This window comes from Anaerotignum sp. (assembly GCF_031981185.1).
GTDB lineage: Bacteria > Bacillota > Clostridia > Lachnospirales > Anaerotignaceae > Chakrabartyella.
Map to the genome: position 1 here is coordinate 1 of NZ_DALYUL010000001.1, position 20,634 is coordinate 20,634.

The window sequence follows — 20,634 nt, forward strand, 5'->3', positions numbered from 1 at the left end:
CGGAAAATTAATGTGTACCTGATACTCGTCTTTTTTGAATCCGTATTTTTCCAGAACAGTGAGTACATTTTCTGAAGAACTGCGTGCATTGCTTTTTCGCCGGCTGGAACGCTGTCTTCCTTTTATTTCTTCCTCCTCCACAATACCCGTTACTGTCAGCAATCCCTTTTCTGCTTTTAGAACAGTTGCTTCAATGGCTAGGAGTGCACCACCTCCGCCGCCTTGAACAGCCATCCCGTTGACCACCCCAATTTGAGGCTTCATGCTCACTTTTCTTCGCAAAATCGGTTGATACCTCCCCGTTTCCGCCACCCATTCCATATCTGCAAAGGTAATTTTTCGATTTCCCTCCATAGCAGCTAGCGATGTTAATGATTGAACAATATTTACCGTATCTCGGCCACCTCTAGCATAACATGCGATCTTTTTACTAAGACCTTCTTCATAGGCAAAGCCACCCCTGTTCAGGCTATTTCTTGCAATTTGTTCCACTGCTTTTTCATCCAAACCTTCAAAAAATATCTCCGTGCAACGAGATCTAAGCGCAGGAGGAATATCAGCAGGGTTCCTGGTGGTTGCCCCAATCAAGCGAAAATCTGCAGGAATTCCTTTTTGAAACATTTCGTGAATATAAGGGGGTATGTTTTTGTTCTCTCTGCCATAATAGCTGCTTTGAAAACGAGCAATCCTATCCTCTAGAACCTTTAAAAGCTTATTCATTTGTACAGGATGGAGCTCCCCTATTTCATCAATAAATAGCACACCGCCATTGGCTTCGCAAATGGCACCTGGACGGGGCTGTGGTACACCCATCTGACCAAAAACACCAGCCCCTTGATAGATGGGATCATGCACAGACCCCATTAAAGGGTCTGCAATATTTCTTTCGTCAAACTGGAGGGTAGTCGCATCTATTTCCACAAACTTTGCTCTTTCCGAGAATGGACTGTCCTCTTTTTCCTTCGCTTCCTCTAAAATTAAACGAGCAGCAGCAGTTTTCCCCACACCCGGTGGTCCATAAATTAAAATGTGTTGGGGGTTGGGTCCGCATAGAGCAGCTCTTAGAGCCTTAATTGCCTTTTCCTGACCGATAATTTCAGCCAAATCCTTTGGACGTGTCTGCTCCGCTAATGGGACTGTCAGCTTTTGCTGCCGCATGCCATCCAATTCTTCCAGCTGCCTGGAATTTTCTGCCGGTGAAAATTCTCCTTTTAACTGCTTTTTCCGAACTCTTGTAAAGAAATAATAAGCACCCATTCCGAAAAACAGTATTTGCACTATGGTCAAAACGTTCCATCCGTTCACAAAATCCTCTCCCTTTTCGATTTTCCTGATATTAGTATTCCGAAAAAAGAGAAGTCTATGCCATAGGAAGTAAAAACACCATACTTTGTATATTCTTTACGAAAAAAATGCTGTAATTTATGTAATCCCTATACAAATCTTCTCTATAAAATCATCTTAACCTCCAAATCATCCTCTGTCTCACAATAATCATTCTGGGTACTTCCATTTTATCTTTCCTGATACCTATACTACCGTAACCCCTATTCATTTATCTGTAATTTGAGCAAAATATCAACCGTGGCACCCCATCTAATATAGAACTAAGTACATTTCATTTTCACCTCGCCGGCCTAACATAAATCATCATTCTTTGCGTTCCTGCTCCAGCAAAGGGCGGTTGCTTTTAAGATATATTCGTGAACACCATATGAAAGCACAGCCCTAGATAATGAACTAAAAAGGGCAAATCATGCCATCTGTATTGCTGTTTTTTAAAAGCGAATAACACAATAAAAAAGCGCACCACCAAATATTGAATATTTGGGGTGCACTTTCTAAATATCCTTAGAAACCGAGGATAAAAGGTTCTATTATTGATAGGGCTTATGCCCAGTATCCATTGAAGGTCGTGCCCCATTAGGCACAATTGTTACGCTTTTCCCTAATGAGAAAAGCATATCAAAACCATTCAAATGAATCTTACTCCATAATTTCTACTACGGAACCAGCGCCTACTGTTCTACCACCTTCACGGATAGCGAAACGAAGACCCTGAGCCATAGCTACGGGAGTGATCAATTCAATCTCCATCTCTACGTTGTCGCCAGGCATACACATTTCTACACCAGCAGGCAAAGAGATAACGCCTGTAACGTCAGTTGTTCTGAAGTAGAACTGAGGTCTGTAGTTGTTGAAGAAAGGAGTATGACGGCCACCTTCTTCTTTACTCAAAACGTAAACCTGAGCTTTGAACTTTGTGTGAGGTGTAATGGAACCGGGTTTAGCCAATACCTGACCTCTTTCGATATCTGTTCTCTGAACACCACGAAGAAGAACACCGATGTTATCGCCAGCTTCAGCCTGATCCAAAAGTTTACGGAACATTTCAACGCCAGTTACAACAACTTTTCTTGTTTCATCAGCCAAACCAACGATTTCAACTTCTTCCTGAACCTTAACAACACCGCTTTCAACTCTACCAGTTGCAACAGTACCACGGCCAGTGATGGAGAATACGTCTTCGACAGGCATCAAGAAAGGCTTGTCTACGTCACGCTTAGGGTTAGGGATATAGCCTTCGATTTCGTTGAACAAATCAACGATCTTGTCGCCCCAAGGGCCAGCAGGATCCTGAAGAGCCTGTAAAGCAGAACCTCTGATGATAGGAATATCATCACCGGGGAATTCATACTCGGAAAGAAGGTCTCTGATTTCCATTTCAACCAAGTCAAGAAGTTCTTCGTCATCTACCATGTCGCATTTGTTCATAAATACAACAATGTAGGGAACGCCAACCTGACGGGAAAGCAAAATGTGCTCTCTTGTCTGAGCCATAGGACCATCTGTTGCAGCAACAACAAGGATTGCGCCGTCCATCTGAGCAGCACCTGTGATCATGTTCTTTACATAGTCAGCATGTCCAGGGCAGTCAACGTGAGCGTAATGTCTAACAGGTGTTTCATATTCAACGTGAGATGTGGAAATTGTGATACCACGTTCTCTTTCTTCAGGAGCCTTATCGATATTATCAAAAGAAACTTCTTGTCCCAGTTTGTATCTTTCGAACAGTGTCTTTGTAATCGCTGCTGTAAGAGTTGTTTTGCCGTGGTCAACGTGACCGATTGTACCAATATTTACATGAGGTTTGGTTCTTTCAAATTTTTGCTTTGCCATTTTAAATTATCCTCCTTTAGGTTTGTGGAAATCCATTGAGTTTGGTGCATTTACTGGAATGCACCTATCGACTACAATTATATTAGACTTCCCTTGTTTTTGCAATACCAAAATAGCCATGCAATGGATATTTTGGCATTTTTTCTAACCAAAACAATTCGTTGAAAAAGATGGTTTTTAATTACTTTTTGCCTTCCAAAACCTTCTCCTGAACGGATTTAGGGCAAGGTTCATAATGGTCTACTTCCATTACATAGTTACCACGACCCTGTGTTTTGGAGCGAAGGTCTGTGGAGTAACCGAACATTTCAGCCAAAGGCACGAAGGAATGAATGATCTGTGCGTTAGATCTAGCTTCCATACCATCAATACGACCACGACGAGAGTTAATATCGCCGATAACGTCGCCCATATAATCCTCGGGTACAGTTACTGTAACCTTCATGATAGGCTCCAGGAGAACTGCGTCACCTTTTCTCATAGCTTCCTTGAAAGCCATGGAACCTGCTACCTGATAAGCTGTTTCAGAGGAGTCAACGTCATGGTAAGAACCATCGTAAACTTCTGCCTTAACACCCAAAACTGGGTAGCCGCCTAAGATACCGCTCAGCATTGCCTGCTGAATACCTTTATCAATTGCGGGGATATATTCCTTAGGAATAGAACCACCAACTGTTGCATTTACAAATTCATAATTGTGTTCTGCATCTGTACCAATAGGATAGAAACGAACCTTACAGTGACCATACTGACCACGACCGCCGGACTGACGTACGAATTTACCTTCAACATCAACAGCCTTACGGAAGGTTTCCTTGTAGGATACCTGAGGAGCACCAACGTTTGCCTCAACCTTGAATTCTCTCAAGAGACGGTCAACGATGATTTCCAAGTGCAACTCGCCCATACCTGCAATGATTGTCTGTCCTGTATCAGGGTTTGTGTATGTCTTAAATGTGGGATCTTCTTCAGCCAATTTTGCCAATGCAATACCCATTTTATCTCTACCAGCTTTTGTTTTAGGTTCAATCGCAACTTCGATAACGGGTTCAGGGAATACCATGGATTCCAAAATAACTTCGTTATCCTCATGACAAATTGTATCACCTGTTGTTGTTAACTTGAAGCCAACAGCTGCCGCAATATCACCAGAGTAAACCTTGTCGATTTCTTCTCTATGGTTAGCATGCATCTGCAGGATACGGCCAACACGTTCTTTTTTACCCTTTGTAGAATTGTAAACATATGTGCCGGAATCCAAGGTACCGGAGTACACACGGAAGAATGCCAGTTTACCTACGAAGGGGTCATTCATAATTTTAAATGCCAAAGCAGAGAAGGGTTCTTCATCGGAAGAATGTCTTTCAATTTCTTCACCTGTGTCAGGGTCAATACCCTTGATTGAAGCAATGTCAGTGGGTGCTGGCATATAATCAATAACGCCATCCAGAAGCTTCTGAACACCTTTATTTCTGTATGCAGAACCACACATAACAGGCACCAATTCGCAAGCGATACAAGCCTTACGCAGTGCAACCTTAAGTTCTTCTTCGGAGATTTCTTCCTCAGCAAAGAACTTTTCCATCAACTCTTCGTCTGTTTCGCAGATAGTTTCAACCATAATTGCTCTGTGCTCTTGTTCTAAATCTGCATAATCAGCAGGAATTTCCTCTTCATCTACTTCTGTACCTGTTGCATTTTCATAGAAGTAGGCTTTCATCTTCATCAGATCAATAATGCCTTTGAAATCGTTTTCTGCACCAATAGGCAGAGTAACAGCTACTGGATGGCAACCCAGTCTGTCTACGATAGACTTCATAGACCCCAGGAAATCAGCACCCATGATATCCATTTTGTTAACGAAAATCATACGAGGTACCATGTAGTTATCAGCCTGTCTCCAAACTGTTTCTGTCTGAGGTTCAACGCCGCCCTTTGCATCCAAAACACAAACAGCACCATCTAATACACGCAGGGAACGTTCTACTTCTACTGTAAAGTCAACGTGTCCAGGTGTATCAATAATGTTGATTCTGTTTTCATTCCAATGACAAGTTGTTGCAGCGGAGGTAATTGTAATACCTCTTTCCTGTTCCTGCTCCATCCAGTCCATGGTTGCAGTACCTTCGTGGGTATCGCCGATTTTGTAGTTACGGCCGGTATAGAACAGAATACGCTCTGTAAGAGTGGTCTTACCAGCGTCAATATGTGCCATGATACCAATATTTCTGGTTCTAGCAAGCGGGTATTCTCTGTTTGCCACGCTTTACTCCTCCTTTGTTATCTTTCACTAAACCAAAACCAAACGAAAGGGTTTAGGCACATCTTATAAAAAATGCGCCCAAAGAATAGTATTTCCAAAACCTTTCGTATCCATTCCAATTTATTACCACTTGAAATGGGAGAATGCTTTGTTTGCATCTGCCATTTTGTGTGTTTCGTCTTTCTTCTTGCATGCGCCACCTGCATTGCTTAATGCATCGATGAGCTCGTTGGCCAAACGGTCAACCATAGTCTTTTCGCCACGTTTTCTGGAATAAATGGTCAACCAACGAAGACCCAGAGTCTGACGTCTTTCAGGTCTAACTTCCATAGGAACCTGGTAAGTTGCACCACCAACACGGCGTGCTTTAACTTCCAATACAGGCATGATATTGCCCAAAGCTTCTTCAAAAGCCTCTAAAGCTTCTTTACCTGTCTTCTCTGCTACTTTGTCGAATGCACCATAAACGATCTTTTCAGCAACACCTTTTTTACCATCCAACATAATGCTGTTGATAAGCTTTGTTACAAGCTTGCTATTGTAAATAGGGTCTGCTAAAACCTCTCTTTTCGCAACATGTCCTTTTCTTGGCACGATTCTTCCCTCCTTAATGAATAATAATATTCTCGGTACTTCACAGGCATACTGCCCGTGTTTTCATGCCTTAACATTCAATGTATATCTCGTCTAAGCAATCGCAGATTGTATTGATCTGTATAAGGCATTTCTCATTTTATTGTAATTACTTCTTTGGTTTCGCTGCTTTAGGGCGTTTTGCGCCGTATTTGGATCTAGCCTGCATTCTCTTTGCAACGCCAGCTGTATCCAATGTACCTCTGACGATGTGATAACGCACACCGGGAAGATCCTTTACTCTACCGCCTCTGATCAAAACAACGCTATGCTCCTGAAGGTTGTGACCTTCACCAGGGATATAAGCTGTTACTTCAATACCATTGGAAAGACGAACTCTGGCGATCTTTCTGAGCGCGGAGTTAGGCTTCTTTGGTGTGGAAGTCTTAACTGCTGTACATACACCACGTTTCTGAGGAGAAGAAACATCTGTTGCTTTCTTCTGCAGAGAGTTCAAGCCTTTCTGCAAAGCGGGTGCTGTTGATTTTTTCTCAATAGTCTGTCTGCCTTTTCTTACTAACTGATTAAACGTAGGCATTAATTGCACCTCCTTATAAAAAATAAATACGATCTGCTCTTGCAATAAATTTGCCTTTTTAGTGTACAAATACAGGCATGCTTAGAAAAGCCCATAGTTGTAGACACTAGGAAATTCTATCATCCGAATTCTGAAAAGTCAAGGTTTTTCTGAAAAGCTAACCAATTTTCCCATTCTTTAAACATCATTTTCTATTTTTGCAGAAAAATGACTTATAAAATAACATAAATTATTATTTTGTAGTCTTAAAAGTCGTCTGATTCGTGCAAGACCTTTTGGCTATGAGGGCAATTTTTCATAGCGATCTTGCCGTGTTATAGTAAATAAAGACTGTCCCCATATGGAACAGTCTTTACAGATTTTTAAGGAAACCCTGCTTATATAATTTTTAGCTCTATCAAACACATATCTTCAGATTTAGTTATCAATACACTTGGATAATATTTTCGAATTATTATAAGAAAATATATTATATGTTAAAATCTCACATTTTTAAAACAATCTGATTTATTCTGCTCTCCATATTATTCTCATCAAACTTCCCTAATAAAAGCTGGGATTCAATTTTACCGTCTTTCATAAACAAAACTCTTTCTGCCCTTGATGCCACCTTTGCATCATGCGTCACTAGCATAATAGCCGTACCTTTTTTGTTGATGTCTAAAAATAATTCCATAATTTCTTCTGAAGACTTGGAGTTAAGTGCTCCGGTAGGCTCATCCCCAAACAAAATCTTTGGTTCATTCATTAATGCACGACAAATACCCGCCCGCTGTAACTGGCCACCGGATATCTCGGTGATCCCCCTGTTCTCCAGATTAGAAAGCCCAGTGTCTTTCAGCAACTCCATTGCTTTCTTTATTATGTTTTTAGCATTTTTTTTGTTGTTCTGCACACTGGGAAGAATGATGTTATCAAGAACATTCAAATTCTTAAGCATGGTGGGTTGCTGGAATACAAAGCCCATTTTCGTTCTGCGTATGTCAGAAAGGGCATTCTCGTTTAACTGAGATAACGCCTGACCATCAAATGCAATTGCGCCACTGTCAATGGTGTCAGTGCCACTCAAAGCAAAAAGTAGTGTGGATTTTCCGCAGCCTGATGGCCCCATCACCCCAACAAATTCTCCCGCTGTTATTTCTATATCCACATTATTTAAAGCAATTGCCTTTTCCTGCCCCTTACCATATGTCTTAACGATGCTTTTTCCGCTGATTATTTTCTTCATAAACCTACTCCTTAATGTAATCCGGTATTTTAAATGAGGAAATACTCGAAATGCCAAGCCGTGTTGCAAAGCCTACGCAAACCGCCATAAGAACCGGCGAAAATAGATATGCAAACAAGGGATTAATCACAAAACGGAATGTGGATGCACCAAAGGATGCAATCAATCCGGCACCTAAAAGCTCTCCCAAAGTGTTTGCTAAAATTGTACCAATCAAAATGCCAACAATGAGCACAGCATAAGCTCTAGCTAAATATTGGACACGAATCTCAGATGTTTTGAAACCTAGGGATTTTAAAACAGCGATAGAATAGCGTTCCTTTGTCAACAGCATTTTCATAAAGAGAATGGTCACAAGCATAGTGAGCAAAACGGAGACAGCCATAGCCGCGTAAGAAACCTTTTGGACTGCATCTATAATTCCCCCAAATGACTGCTTGACATATTGATCAATATCCGCTACCTTTGCATAGGAAAAAAGGTCCTTGTAGTCAGCCACTTTTTGGGAAACAGCCACTCCCATTTGGAGTCTTACCGGAATAATGCTCCAAAGAATCCTTCCATCCTCTGTATGAAAGACAGCCTTTGCAGTCTTACCACCATTTGTAATATCTGAATATATACCGCATATGGTAAGTACCTTTCCACGTCCGTCAACAATCAGCGTAAAAGTATCATTTAGGCTCAATTTCAAATCATCGGCGACAAAGCCAGAAACAGCAATCTCAGCTTCACTCTGTGGTGCCCTACCGGACGAATAGTTGATTGGGAAAATAGAGTGGTCCCCCAGCTCTACCTTAAGCTTCCCAATAGTCCCATCTGTCTTGGGCATATCAAACATGTAACTTGTCAGTACTGTATATTCTTCAATATCTGAATCCTGTGCCATATAACTTGCTATCTCATCAGTTTTTGCGGCGATATTGTCCTTTTGCTGAATATCCATTCGCATATCGCATTCCCCTATGCCCATGTAAGTCATAAAGTTGCGTTGAGAAATGGTGTTATAAATATTTTGTGGCACAATCATCAAAAAAGAGGAAATAATTAACACCAGAAGCATAGTTACATAGAGCTTTTTACGTATCAAAACATCCTGGAGACCAAGAAAAATATTAGGGGAATGTATCCCAATACCAGATAGTCGAAACCCTCTTGCCACTTTCGATTTTTCCTGTGGTGCGCCAAAACGGATGGCCTCCGCTGCCGAAATTCGTTTGAAACGACGCAAAATGCCATTCACATACAGTATCACAATAAAAAAGATAATCAATGCACTTATCAATCCAAACACCACACCCAATTCAGAGCCACCAGCGTCTCCCATATATAAGCGGATATTTGCTAAAAAAGGCTCTTTTACAAACAAGGAAAGTAAAAAACCCCCAGTGCATGCAATTCCCCCCAGAACACTATATTTGGCCAAATAGAGCTGCCTAATATTTCGTGATCTCAGTCCAATTGCCTTCAGTACGCCGATTTCTCGGTAATCCTCCTCTATTTTGGCTAGCAGTGTAAAGCGGATACATAAGAAAACAACGATAATCACAAGAATGCTGATGAGAATTAGCACTGCAATCATAATGCCATCGTCAATGGCATTTGCCATTTTGAACAAAGAATAGGTAATTGCCGGGGGGCCGTTGGCCGGAAGACCCTTTGAAAGATATGCCCCTTCCAATGAGGAAGCGTAAGAAGGATCGATCAAACGAAACTCTATGAGGTGTTCCAACTTCCCAAAACTCCTCATCAGCTCAAAATCAGCCTCATTTACAACAAAACGCTTAGAGGAAATCATGGACGCATTCATCTGAGAATCCCGCACAAACCCGGCTACTGTAAAATGCACGCCATGAATCACAACGCTGTCACCAATGTTTGCCTGACCATTTTTCAGATAATAAATAGGTACAAATATTTCGCCTTCACTTGGTTTAATAATCGTTCCATCAAGATTTAGCAAAAAATCGAAATGTTTGCTTTGCACAGAAAGCCCATTATCCTGTATAGAACCGGCGAGAGAATCTTCACCAATCATAATTTCAGCGCCCTCTATATTCAGAAAAGATGTGACTTGGAAATCTTCAATATATTCCTGCTCATCCACAAAATCTAAAAGTTGCTTTATGTTTATCTCGCCGGAATGCATTTGCAAAAAGTGAGGTGTCTTGGCATTTTCCATCATACTGTTAATAGAAGAAAACAGGCTTACAGAAAGTATTCCCCCAAGGGAAGTGAGCATTGCCGCCAGCAGGATAAATGCAGTAATGGTAATTGTAATCAGCTTGTTTTTCGTAATATCATTTAGAATCAATTTTCGATACATACTTCACCTCTATTTAACAATTTTATTTGGTATATTAAATGGCTGTTTCATGAGAATCATCTGGATACAGCACTATGCACATCAAGATATTAATTACATATAACTCAAGTCTGATAATTGCAACGCCAAGGCCTCCTACTATGCCAAAACTAAAAATTGATTTGGATATTACTCCTCAGAACCATTTTCAAAATGAAATAATGTGATTACACTGTCAAAACAACCAGGGACCGCCCCAAAAAGTCTCTCCAGATTAAAGATAAAGGCTTTAATTCTCCTTAACAACGCTTCCCCTGTCAGCTTATCGGAATAGTCATCAAAAACAGTGTTAACATGGGCCACTACCATTTCTAAGCATTCATAGGGATATGGTGTATGAAATATACCCTCTTTTATTCCATCTTCTATAATTCCCATTAGAATAGGTGGAATCCCTTCCAGCATGGTCTGATGTGTTTTCTGATGCATTAAAGCATTCTGCGGTCTATGCATTTGCTGGGTAAGAACACCCGGCGTTCCATCTTTATCACCATTCATTGCCAGTAACGTTTGAATTAATCGTTTCATAACCGGAATATTTCTATCCTCAGCAATCTGTTTAGCTTCTTCTAAAAGTCTTTCGCAATGTCGCTCTATGAGCGCATCCAAAACATCTTCTTTTGATTTAAAATGATAATATACTGTTCCTCTTGCAATTCCCGCTTTTTCTATAATTGCACTGATTGTTGTGCCGTCAAAACCATTCATGTTAAACAGTTCCTGAGCGGCATCTAGTATCTCATTTTTACGCACATCGGCGTCTTTAATGATTCGCATATCCATGACCTCCTAAATTAGACTGAACGTCAGTTTAATTCTATGGGTTACATTAACTTTTGTCAATACATTTTTTATTAGTAATCCACTGTTATGCAAATTTATTTATGTTCCTGTGGCTAATAACAAAACAATGAAATAAAAAGGTGAGGATACTCCTTTGCTCCTTTTCGGACAACGCCAAACACTTTTCCATGTATAGCATGAAATCATGCAATGATATGCACAACAGAATTAGATTTACACTTAGTTAGCCCAGCCTTCTGATATAGTACACCACTATAGGAATATATAGAGTGACCAACAAAAACATGATGAACACCCTTACATTTACACCTGCACAGACTATGTAGCCCACCACCATAACGGTGGATTTCAAAGGGTATTGAACTTATACAATGCAATGAAAAAAGAAGCACCCCACTCTCCTGCAAGTGAGGCACCTCTACAAATCTACGATTTAAATCTCCTGCTTGAAAACAGAAACATTGAAACTCATACAGATTAACCAAAATAGACTTTCAAGGCTCTTCCAATAAACACCGAAGCACCTTCTCCATATTTTTTATCGTTTACATTTATAAAAATAGGATTGGTAAGGTAGTTTTCAGCCATCAAAGGCCAATAATGCTCCCCTAAACTCAGTCCATTGTTGCTTTCATTACACCAGTCAATCAGTTTACCAACCTTTTTTTGAACCTCTTCACTAGAGACATCTTCACTTAAATCCTCCGTTAGTTTTCTGGTAAGGTAATCTGTTTTTTTAATCAATTCCTCTACGTCAATTGCCTCTAAATCCATCTGTAGGTATTTCTCCAAATTCTTTTTAGAAACATCGGCAAACTTCTCAAGGCTTCCATATTGTTTCACTGCAAGTTGGGAAAGTTGGGATTCATTTGATCTTAGCTCATTCACCATTTCGTCAAATTTTTCTGTATCTCCAAATTTTTTCACAATTTCATAGGTATAGGTCTTTTTAAATTCATCCAACGCATTAAAATAATCAACCATATCAAATTTCTCAAAACTCATAATATGTTCTCCTTTTTCCAGTTTTTCCAATAGGATTAGTAATCCGTTCAACCGATCACGCTTCATCTGGATAAATGCTCTTTGTTTTTTTAAAGCTTCCCTTTTGTCAAATTTGGGGTTATCCATGATTTCTTTTATTTCTTTCAAAGTAAAATCAAGCTCTTTAAAAAACAAAATCTGTTGTAAAATTTCCAATGAAGCATCATCATATAATCTGTATCCAGCATCAGTAACCTCCGTTGGTTTAAATAAACCAATTTCATCATAGAATTGGAGGGTTCTGACACTAACCCCCGTCAACGAAGACACCTGTTTTACAGTTCTCATAATTATCCTCCTTTCTGTGATTCAAGATAAGAGCTGATGATTTATTTCATCTATCTTTGCCTTTAGCATAATCTATCACGAAGGGTGAGAGTCAATGCTTTTTTGAAATATTATTAAATATATGCTACAGTTGTTGTTCTGCATTGGGCTGTACTCCTTGTGTTTCTCTCGTGGGATAATGTATTATCTTTTTATTTGCTCACAAATAAGAGGATGTGTTTTTAGTTGCAAAAAACACATCCTCACTCACCCTATTTTATTTATTCTGACCTATATCTTTGACACAGCATCGTACCGTTCTTTTAAAATAAATACCTCTTTGGTTTCCATTAAGGATGTTCATATACATCGGTAATGACCCAAGTGCCATCTTTAAATTCAGAAGTCACCCAAACTGGAATTCCCAAACTTCCCGTCCCCCATTCATCCATAAATGCAAAATAGGAATAAATATAAACAGATCTTGCACCTTTCGGTCCATACAGCGTAAACACAGGGGTACGCAAAGAAAACTCCTTCGCATCTGGACTGTCCGACCATCTGATAGAATGCATGTTTTTATAGCCCAGCCTTCTAAAATTTTCATCGGATATTATTTCAGGGTTGGGGTTGCTCTCAAGGGGAACGGCATTTGCCGACACAATCAAACTTTCCATTCTTAAGCCGATGTACACAGCACCCGAGAAATAAAGCAGGAAGCAAAAGCAAATACAATATAAAATTTTATTACTATTGTTGTAATTTTTTTCATGCTATCTCCTCTTCATCGTCTATTTTTTGTCCAGATTGTCAGAGAACTCCTTCATCCACGGCAGTGATTTTAAAAAATGCTGTCCCATATATGTAACCAACTGAAAAGCAGCAAATGTCATCATCAGGATTAAAGAGCGAATCACTTTTGTACCTATTTCAAGCATATCATTCGGAACATTCGACTTCAAAAATTGTTTTATGCCATTCATGTACTTCTTCTCTCATAGCCATACCCCCAAATTCTTATGCTAAGTCATTTAAGTCAATTTTTTTAACCAAATTAGCGAAAACTTCCTACTCCTTATATTTTTATAGCTGTCCTTTTTTCAATTCTCTAGAAGAAGTAAATTGCAATTCCTTCTTTATTAAAAAGAGGATGAACAAAAAATTCACCCTTGAGTATCTGATATATTCTGCAATGTAAAAACATCATATGCCTCTTTCCAGCTATGCTAAAAATCCAGCTATGCTCTCTCGGAAATAACAACTTTCCTTAATTGTGTATCCCACTTCATATCAAACAGTGTAAAAAATTCAACGGTTTCCCGTAATGGCAAATACATTTTATTTTGAACTACCTTACCTTGAATACCTGTGTCTTTATAATTATAAATCACTTCACTGTCTCTTATAGATAATTTTTTTGTATTACCATAGGTAGGAGAAAACATATTGTCCCAATCTTCCAAAGATATATATAAACTTCCCTGCGAGTCAATAAACGCATTTTCAAAAATATATAGCTTTCCATCTAATACAGAACCTAATTCTGTAAGATTCATGTTATTTAATGGCAAAAACACATCGTATTTATGTTGTCTTGTAAACAGCATCTCTATAGAACTTATAAGCTGGACCGCTTCGTTATCATAAAGCTGAACTTTCAATATTTTTGTATCATTCACGATTATATCTAATTTCCCTGTATTATAAACCAAGAAATTTATAACTCGCTTACCACTTTCGTCGTTGGCATATAAACTAATACGATACTGAAAATCTTTTACAGGCCTTAATTCATTTTTTTGTTCTTCCAAATTTTCTTGGGTAAAGTTATTGTGTTTTAAGCTATCTTTTAGCATATTAATTAGTATGTTAATCTCTTCTTCGCTAATAATATAAGATATCCCTCCCCCATTATCAATGCTTATAAAATGCGTATTGTATGATTCAGAAATAAAAACATTCTCTTTATTGCCCTTTAGCATACTTGCATCCTCTGCATATACCATTGTTGTATATAATAGTATCCATATATAAATAAATAATTTCTTCATAATGCACCTCAGTCCTGCTATCTAAGCAAAAATCATCAAGGAAATAATCAGGTAACCTGAAAATTTCCTTGATTGCTAACTTTAAAATTCAGCTGTAACTACCGCCAAAAAATCAGGTTCTTCATACATAATATATCTTACTCCATCATATTTTCCATCCGCTATTGCGAAATAGACGTTTGAATAATTTGTATATTTATATTCTTCATATCCGAACGCGAAAACATAATGATCATCATAAAGTGAAGGCGACTGTGTTTGGATAATTTGAAAAACATCATTTTTTACGTTTGACATTAATTCTGTTTCAGAATCTATCCAATCCCAATCTATATTAGCATTTCTGTATCCACAATCAGTTACATATTCTTCAATTCCAGATGCTAATAGATGTGTGTATGTTCCTCGATCCGGATCACATTCCGACAAATCAAATAATCTATTATATACGCTGGTCCATGACCCATCTTTTAAATCCAAATCATAAGATTCATATCCCAGAATCATCATATTTACCGCGGCTACAGGACCACAATCCCCAGCATCACCAGGAAAGTCATCCTTTGTTCTATAAGAAGCCAAAGCACCGTCATATAAATTTCTTATCCTTAGTTTGTCATAACCATACTCCAAATCCGCTGGATCTTCAATATACATAGGACTTATTACTTGGTCTGAACCAAAGTTTTCATAAATTTCATCCCACATCTTTGAATAATCTTTACCTTCCACCCTATCATTACTTCGCAACTTAGTAACTGTATTTTCAATCTCATCCCCAGTAATGATATCTTTCATAGAACCATCATCTTCTACAGCATAATAATTTATTCCTCCGACGTAATATCCCTTCTCATTGCTTTCTAAGGTATCAAGAAAGCCTCTTGAATCAGAAAAACTGTATTCAATAACTGGAGCATATATTTCTTGTGCTCCAATTACAATATAGCCACTATAACTATTGTCTTCATCCATTATATCAAATTTGTAGGCCGAGGGTCTATCATCATTTCCATACAATATTAAACTTGATTCCAAACTATAATCATCTGGTAGCCCTTCTACAATAGAATCACTATTTTCACGAGCATTTAAAAATCCATAAGCTACTTTCATTGCTAGCTCGCTATCAATTTCCTGTTCCCCTATTGGATTCGCAAATACGCTTATTGGCCCGCTGATTGACATCATTATTGACAATGCTAAAGCTACATACTTTCGTTTCATGCTTGTTCTCCTTTCAATTTAAACTCCAATTTATATGTATAAACTTTGAATTTTTACACTTAATTAACAAAAACATTGTGCACTTTGTTTTCAAACTCATTATCCCCCCCCCCGAATTTACAAGTCAACCTTAATTAATCGACATTATTTACCATTTATTACCTGAAATCCCTATGATTTAGGGATTTAAACGCTTTTATTTAACTTAAATTAATTATGATAAAACTTATCAGTTAACTTTAAATATTATAGACTAATTCTAATAATGCCAACTTCTACTTTCTTGTGGCTATAAATTTAAAAAGCCCCGCCAAAAGGCGGGGCTTTTCAGTATATTCATTAAATCATATCTTCTTCATCCATATAAATTTCATCATCCTGAAAATCGCTTCCGCTACCTTCAGGTTCGATTTCTATATTGCGATATCTAGGCATACCTGTTCCTGCTGGAATCAGCTTACCAATAATAACGTTCTCCTTCAGACCAATCAATGGATCAATCTTACCCTTGATTGCAGCTTCCGTCAGAACTCTTGTTGTTTCCTGGAAGGATGCCGCAGACAAGAAGGAGTCTGTTGCCAAGGAAGCCTTTGTGATACCCAGAAGAACACGAGCACCGTTTGCAGGTGTCTTGCCTTCTGCTTCCAATGCAGCATTGGTATTCTCAAATACAAGCCAGTCAACCAAGCTACCGGGTAAGAATTCGGTATCACCGTTTTCTTCGATTTTCACACGCTTCAGCATCTGACGAACAATAACCTCAATATGCTTATCGTTGATTTCTACACCCTGTAAGCGGTAAACACGCTGTACTTCTTGAATCATATAATCCTGAACGCCACGCAGACCTTTGATTTTCAAGATATCATGAGGGTTAACACTACCTTCTGTGATTTCATCACCGGCTTCAACCATGTCACCATCATAAACCTTAATTCTGGAGCCATAAGGAATGAGATAGTCCTTAACTTCTCCTGTTTCACGGCTTTCAATGGTAACTTCTCTCTTCTTCTTTGTATCCTTCAAGGTAATACGTCCGCCGAATTCTGCAATAATTGCAAGGCCCTTAGGTTTTCTTGCCTCAAATAATTCCTCGACACGAGGGAGACCCTGGGTGATGTCATCACCGGCAATACCACCGGTATGGAATGTACGCATGGTCAACTGTGTACCAGGCTCACCAATGGACTGTGCCGCAATAATACCAACGGATTCACCGATACGTACATATCTGCCGCTGGCCATATTGGCACCATAGCATTTCGCACAAATACCGATATTAGAACGGCAAGTTAACACCGTACGGATTAATACCTTCTTAATGCCTGCCTTTTCCACCTGCTCTGCTTGGTCAAAAGTAATCATGGTATCCTGAGGAACAATCAAATCACCTGTTTCAGGATGGATAATATCCAGCACAGACCATCTGCCACGGATTCTTTCCTGTAAACCTTCAATCATTTCGTTGCCATCCATGAATGCGGATACCCATAAACCGGGAGCCTCTCTGTCATTATCTTCACAGCAATCCCACTCACGAATAATAATATCCTGAGAAACGTCTACCAAACGACGAGTCAAGTAACCGGAATCGGCTGTTCTAAGCGCTGTATCTGTCAAGCCCTTTCTCGCACCATGGGCGGAGATAAAGTACTCCAATACAGATAAGCCTTCACGGAAGTTAGACTTGATAGGCAATTCAATGATACCACCGGAGGGGTTCGCCATCAAACCACGCATACCAGCCAACTGTTTAATCTGACTGTTGGAACCACGGGCACCGGAGTTTGCCATCATATAGATGTTGTTATACTTACCCAGACCAGCCAACAGCGCCACTGTAATTTTTTCATTGGCAATGTTCCATGCCTCAATAACCTTATTGTGACGTTCTTCATCGGTCATCAAACCACGTCTGAACTTTCTGGTAATTAACTCAACCTTTTCTTCTGCTTCAGCCAAGAACGCAGGTTTTTCCTTAGGAATTTCCATATCTGATACAGATACTGTTAAAGCTGCTCTTGTAGAGAACTTGTAGCCCAAGGATTTAATCTTATCCAAAACTGCTGCGGTTTCTGTGGAACCACAACGATTGATACATCTGTTGATGATTTTACCAATTTGCTTTTTATCAACCAAGAAATCAATTTCATAACGGAACTTATCCGCTTCGTTGGTTCTATCCACATAACCCAAATTCTGAGGAATTGCTTCGTTGAAAATAATTCTACCAACCGTAGTACGAACCATACGAGATTCTTTGACGCCACCAAAAGTTAAGACTTTCTTTACACGAATGGCTTCATGCAACGTAATTTGATGATTATCATAAGCAAGAATTGCTTCTTTTTCATCCTTGAAGGCTTTCATAATCAAATCGCCTTTTGCCTTGATTACATTGCCTACATCATCCAATAAATCCTCTTCATAACGGCCATTCAAATCTTCTCTTTCCAGTGTCAGATAATACATACCCAAAATCATATCCTGAGAAGGCACTGTAACAGGTGCACCGTCAGAAGGCTTTAAGAGGTTGTTTGGAGAAAGCAGTAAGAAACGGCATTCTGCCTGAGCCTCTACAGAAAGAGGAACGTGAACAGCCATCTGGTCACCATCGAAATCGGCATTATAAGCAGTACATACCAAAGGATGCAGCTTAATGGCACGGCCTTCTACCAAAACAGGCTCAAAGGCCTGAATACCTAATCTATGCAGTGTTGGGGCACGGTTCAACATAACAGGATGCTCTTTGATAACATCCTCCAATATATCCCAAACTTCGGTTTGCAATCTTTCTACCATTCTTTTTGCGGATTTGATGTTGTGAGCCAAGCCATCCTCCACCAGCTTTTTCATAACGAAAGGCTTGAACAATTCAATGGCCATTTCCTTTGGCAAGCCGCACTGGAAAATCTTCAATTCAGGGCCAACAACGATAACAGAACGTCCTGAGTAGTCAACACGCTTACCCAAGAGATTCTGACGGAAACGACCTTGCTTACCCTTCAGCATATCGGAAAGAGATTTCAATGCACGGTTACCGGGGCCTGTTACAGGTCTGCCACGTCTACCATTATCAATCAGCGCATCAACCGCTTCTTGAAGCATTCTCTTTTCGTTTCTTACGATAATATCAGGTGCGCCCAAATCCAAAAGTCTCTTCAAACGGTTATTTCTGTTAATAACACGTCTGTACAGATCATTTAAATCACTTGTGGCAAAACGTCCACCATCCAGCTGAACCATAGGACGGATATCAGGAGGAATTACAGGAATAACATCCAGAATCATCCATTCAGGTCTGTTTCCAGAAATTCTGAAGCTTTCAATTACCTCCAGCTTTTTGATAATACGAACTCTCTTCTGTCCTGCTGTGGTTTCCAAGTCCCTTTTCAGCTCAACAGATTCCTTTTCCAAATCAATATCCATTAACAGCTGCTTCACTGCTTCTGCGCCCATAGCGGCAACAAAGGTATTGCCAAATTTGTCATATGCCTCTCTGTACTCTCTTTCGCTCAAAAGCTGCTTATACTGCAGCTCTGTATTGCCGGCATCCAGTACAACATAGGAAGCAAAGTATAAAATCTTCTCCAACGCTCTGGGGCTCATGGCGAGAATTAAACCCATTCTGGAAGGAATTCCTTTGAAGTACCAGATATGAGAAACAGGGGCAGCCAATTCAATATGACCCATTCTTTCACGTCTTACCTTCGCTTTGGTAACTTCAACTCCACAGCGATCGCAAATAACGCCTTTGTAACGAATTCTTTTATATTTACCACAGTGGCATTCCCAGTCCTTTGTGGGTCCGAAAATTCTTTCACAAAAAAGACCATCCTTTTCAGGCTTTAATGTTCTGTAGTTAATTGTTTCAGGTTTTTTAACCTCGCCTCTTGACCACTCACGGATTTTTTCAGGAGACGCCAAACCAATCTTAATGGAATCAAATACGATTCCCTGTTCTTTATTCTGTGCATTCATGGCTGTGTTCTCCTTTCTTACTCCTCATCCAAAAATTCGTCTTCCAGCAGGTCTTCTTCGAACTCATCCTCAACCAAATCGGTGGTTTCTGCTTCTGCTTCAACACCTTCTTCTCCGTCAAAGAGGAAATCAACCAATTCCTCTTCCGCAGTCAAAGGTCTAGGACGACGATAGTCCTGTTCTTCTGCATCAAACCCATCAATATTTACATTCAGTTCATCCACATCCTCAATAGACTCTTTGATTTCAACTTCGGTCTGGTCTTCTCGCAATACACGAATATCCAATGCCAAAGACTGTAATTCCTTCAGCAATACCTTGAAGGATTCAGGTACGCCGGGTTCTGGAATATTTTCACCCTTAACAATAGATTCGTAAGTCTTAACACGACCAACAATATCATCAGATTTTACAGTCAAGATTTCCTGAAGGGTATAAGCTGCACCATATGCTTCCAGTGCCCAAACTTCCATCTCACCGAAACGCTGACCACCGAACTGTGCTTTACCGCCCAAAGGCTGCTGTGTAACTAAGGAGTAAGGGCCTGTGGAACGAGCATGAATCTTATCATCAACCAAATGGTGGAGTTTCAAGTAGTGCATGAAACCGACTGTTACACGGTTATCAAAAAATTCGCCTGTACGACCGTCACGTAGGGAAACTTTACCATCTCTTGAAAGAGCAACGCCCTTCCATTCTTCTCTGTGGTCTCTGTTTGCATACAACTCGTCAAGAACATCTCCCTGCAATAATGGCTTCCATTTCTCGGAGAATTCTTCCCAGCTTGTATTTACATAATCATTGGCCATTTCCAACGTATCCATAATATCAATCTCGTTTGCACCATCAAATACAGGTGTACTTATTTTCCAGCCTAAGGCCTTTGCAGCTAAGGAAAGGTGCGTTTCCAAAACCTGACCGATATTCATACGGGAAGGAATACCCAAAGGATTCAGTACGATATCCAAAGGTCTGCCGTTTGGTAAGAAAGGCATATCTTCCACAGGAAGCACACGGGAAACAACACCCTTGTTACCATGACGACCCGCCATC

Annotated in this window: 15 protein-coding genes and 1 pseudogene; all 16 read right to left on the reverse strand. The window is 39.7% G+C overall.

Going from position 1 to position 20,634, the window contains the following annotated elements:
* On the reverse strand, positions 1–1,305 hold a 1,305-nt coding region (locus RTK36_RS00005; protein ID WP_312043041.1), incomplete at its 3' end, for an ATP-binding protein.
* Positions 1,306–1,986: 681 nt separating this feature from the next.
* Positions 1,987–3,180 (reverse strand): elongation factor Tu, encoded by a 1,194-nt coding sequence (gene tuf, locus RTK36_RS00010; RefSeq protein WP_312043043.1) that lies wholly within the window; start codon positions 3,178–3,180, stop codon positions 1,987–1,989.
* A 181-nt stretch (positions 3,181–3,361) separates the two neighbouring features.
* Positions 3,362–5,443, reverse strand: a complete 2,082-nt coding sequence (gene fusA / locus RTK36_RS00015; protein WP_312043045.1) for an elongation factor G — start codon at positions 5,441–5,443, stop codon at positions 3,362–3,364.
* Between the two features lie 123 nt (positions 5,444–5,566).
* Positions 5,567–6,037, reverse strand: coding sequence for a 30S ribosomal protein S7 (gene rpsG, locus RTK36_RS00020; RefSeq protein WP_312043047.1), 471 nt, complete (start codon positions 6,035–6,037; stop codon positions 5,567–5,569).
* Between the two features lie 148 nt (positions 6,038–6,185).
* Positions 6,186–6,614 (reverse strand): 30S ribosomal protein S12, encoded by a 429-nt coding sequence (rpsL, locus tag RTK36_RS00025; RefSeq protein WP_312043049.1) that lies wholly within the window; start codon positions 6,612–6,614, stop codon positions 6,186–6,188.
* A 484-nt stretch (positions 6,615–7,098) separates the two neighbouring features.
* Positions 7,099–7,842, reverse strand: coding sequence for an ABC transporter ATP-binding protein (locus RTK36_RS00030; protein WP_312043051.1), 744 nt, complete (start codon positions 7,840–7,842; stop codon positions 7,099–7,101).
* Positions 7,843–7,846: 4 nt separating this feature from the next.
* Positions 7,847–10,168 (reverse strand): ABC transporter permease, encoded by a 2,322-nt coding sequence (locus tag RTK36_RS00035; RefSeq protein WP_312043053.1) that lies wholly within the window; start codon positions 10,166–10,168, stop codon positions 7,847–7,849.
* A gap of 168 nt (positions 10,169–10,336) precedes the next feature.
* Positions 10,337–10,984: a TetR/AcrR family transcriptional regulator gene (locus tag RTK36_RS00040; protein ID WP_312043055.1), complete on the reverse strand. Its 648-nt coding sequence runs from the start codon at positions 10,982–10,984 to the stop codon at positions 10,337–10,339.
* Positions 10,985–11,488: 504 nt separating this feature from the next.
* Positions 11,489–12,343, reverse strand: coding sequence for a MerR family transcriptional regulator (locus RTK36_RS00045; RefSeq protein WP_312043057.1), 855 nt, complete (start codon positions 12,341–12,343; stop codon positions 11,489–11,491).
* Positions 12,344–12,672: 329 nt separating this feature from the next.
* Positions 12,673–13,017 (reverse strand): hypothetical protein, encoded by a 345-nt coding sequence (locus tag RTK36_RS00050; RefSeq protein ID WP_312043059.1) that lies wholly within the window; start codon positions 13,015–13,017, stop codon positions 12,673–12,675.
* A gap of 96 nt (positions 13,018–13,113) precedes the next feature.
* Positions 13,114–13,305: a hypothetical protein gene (locus tag RTK36_RS00055; protein WP_312043061.1), complete on the reverse strand. Its 192-nt coding sequence runs from the start codon at positions 13,303–13,305 to the stop codon at positions 13,114–13,116.
* 255 nt (positions 13,306–13,560) lie between these two features.
* The gene (locus tag RTK36_RS00060) at positions 13,561–14,373 is read right to left on the reverse strand and encodes a hypothetical protein (RefSeq protein ID WP_312043063.1); all 813 of its coding nucleotides are present in this window, start codon (positions 14,371–14,373) and stop codon (positions 13,561–13,563) included.
* An 81-nt stretch (positions 14,374–14,454) separates the two neighbouring features.
* On the reverse strand, positions 14,455–15,600 hold the full coding sequence (locus RTK36_RS00065; protein ID WP_312043065.1) for a hypothetical protein: 1,146 nt from the start codon (positions 15,598–15,600) through the stop codon (positions 14,455–14,457).
* 339 nt (positions 15,601–15,939) lie between these two features.
* On the reverse strand, positions 15,940–19,581 hold the full coding sequence (gene rpoC, locus RTK36_RS00070; RefSeq protein ID WP_312043067.1) for a DNA-directed RNA polymerase subunit beta': 3,642 nt from the start codon (positions 19,579–19,581) through the stop codon (positions 15,940–15,942).
* Positions 19,582–19,598: 17 nt separating this feature from the next.
* Positions 19,599–20,054 carry a DNA-directed RNA polymerase subunit beta gene (locus tag RTK36_RS16635; RefSeq protein ID WP_331654895.1) on the reverse strand — a complete coding sequence of 152 codons (456 nt, stop codon included), beginning with the start codon at positions 20,052–20,054 and terminating at the stop codon, positions 19,599–19,601.
* Positions 20,055–20,138: 84 nt separating this feature from the next.
* Positions 20,139–20,634: pseudogene (locus RTK36_RS16640) on the reverse strand (DNA-directed RNA polymerase subunit beta); the annotation flags it as partial.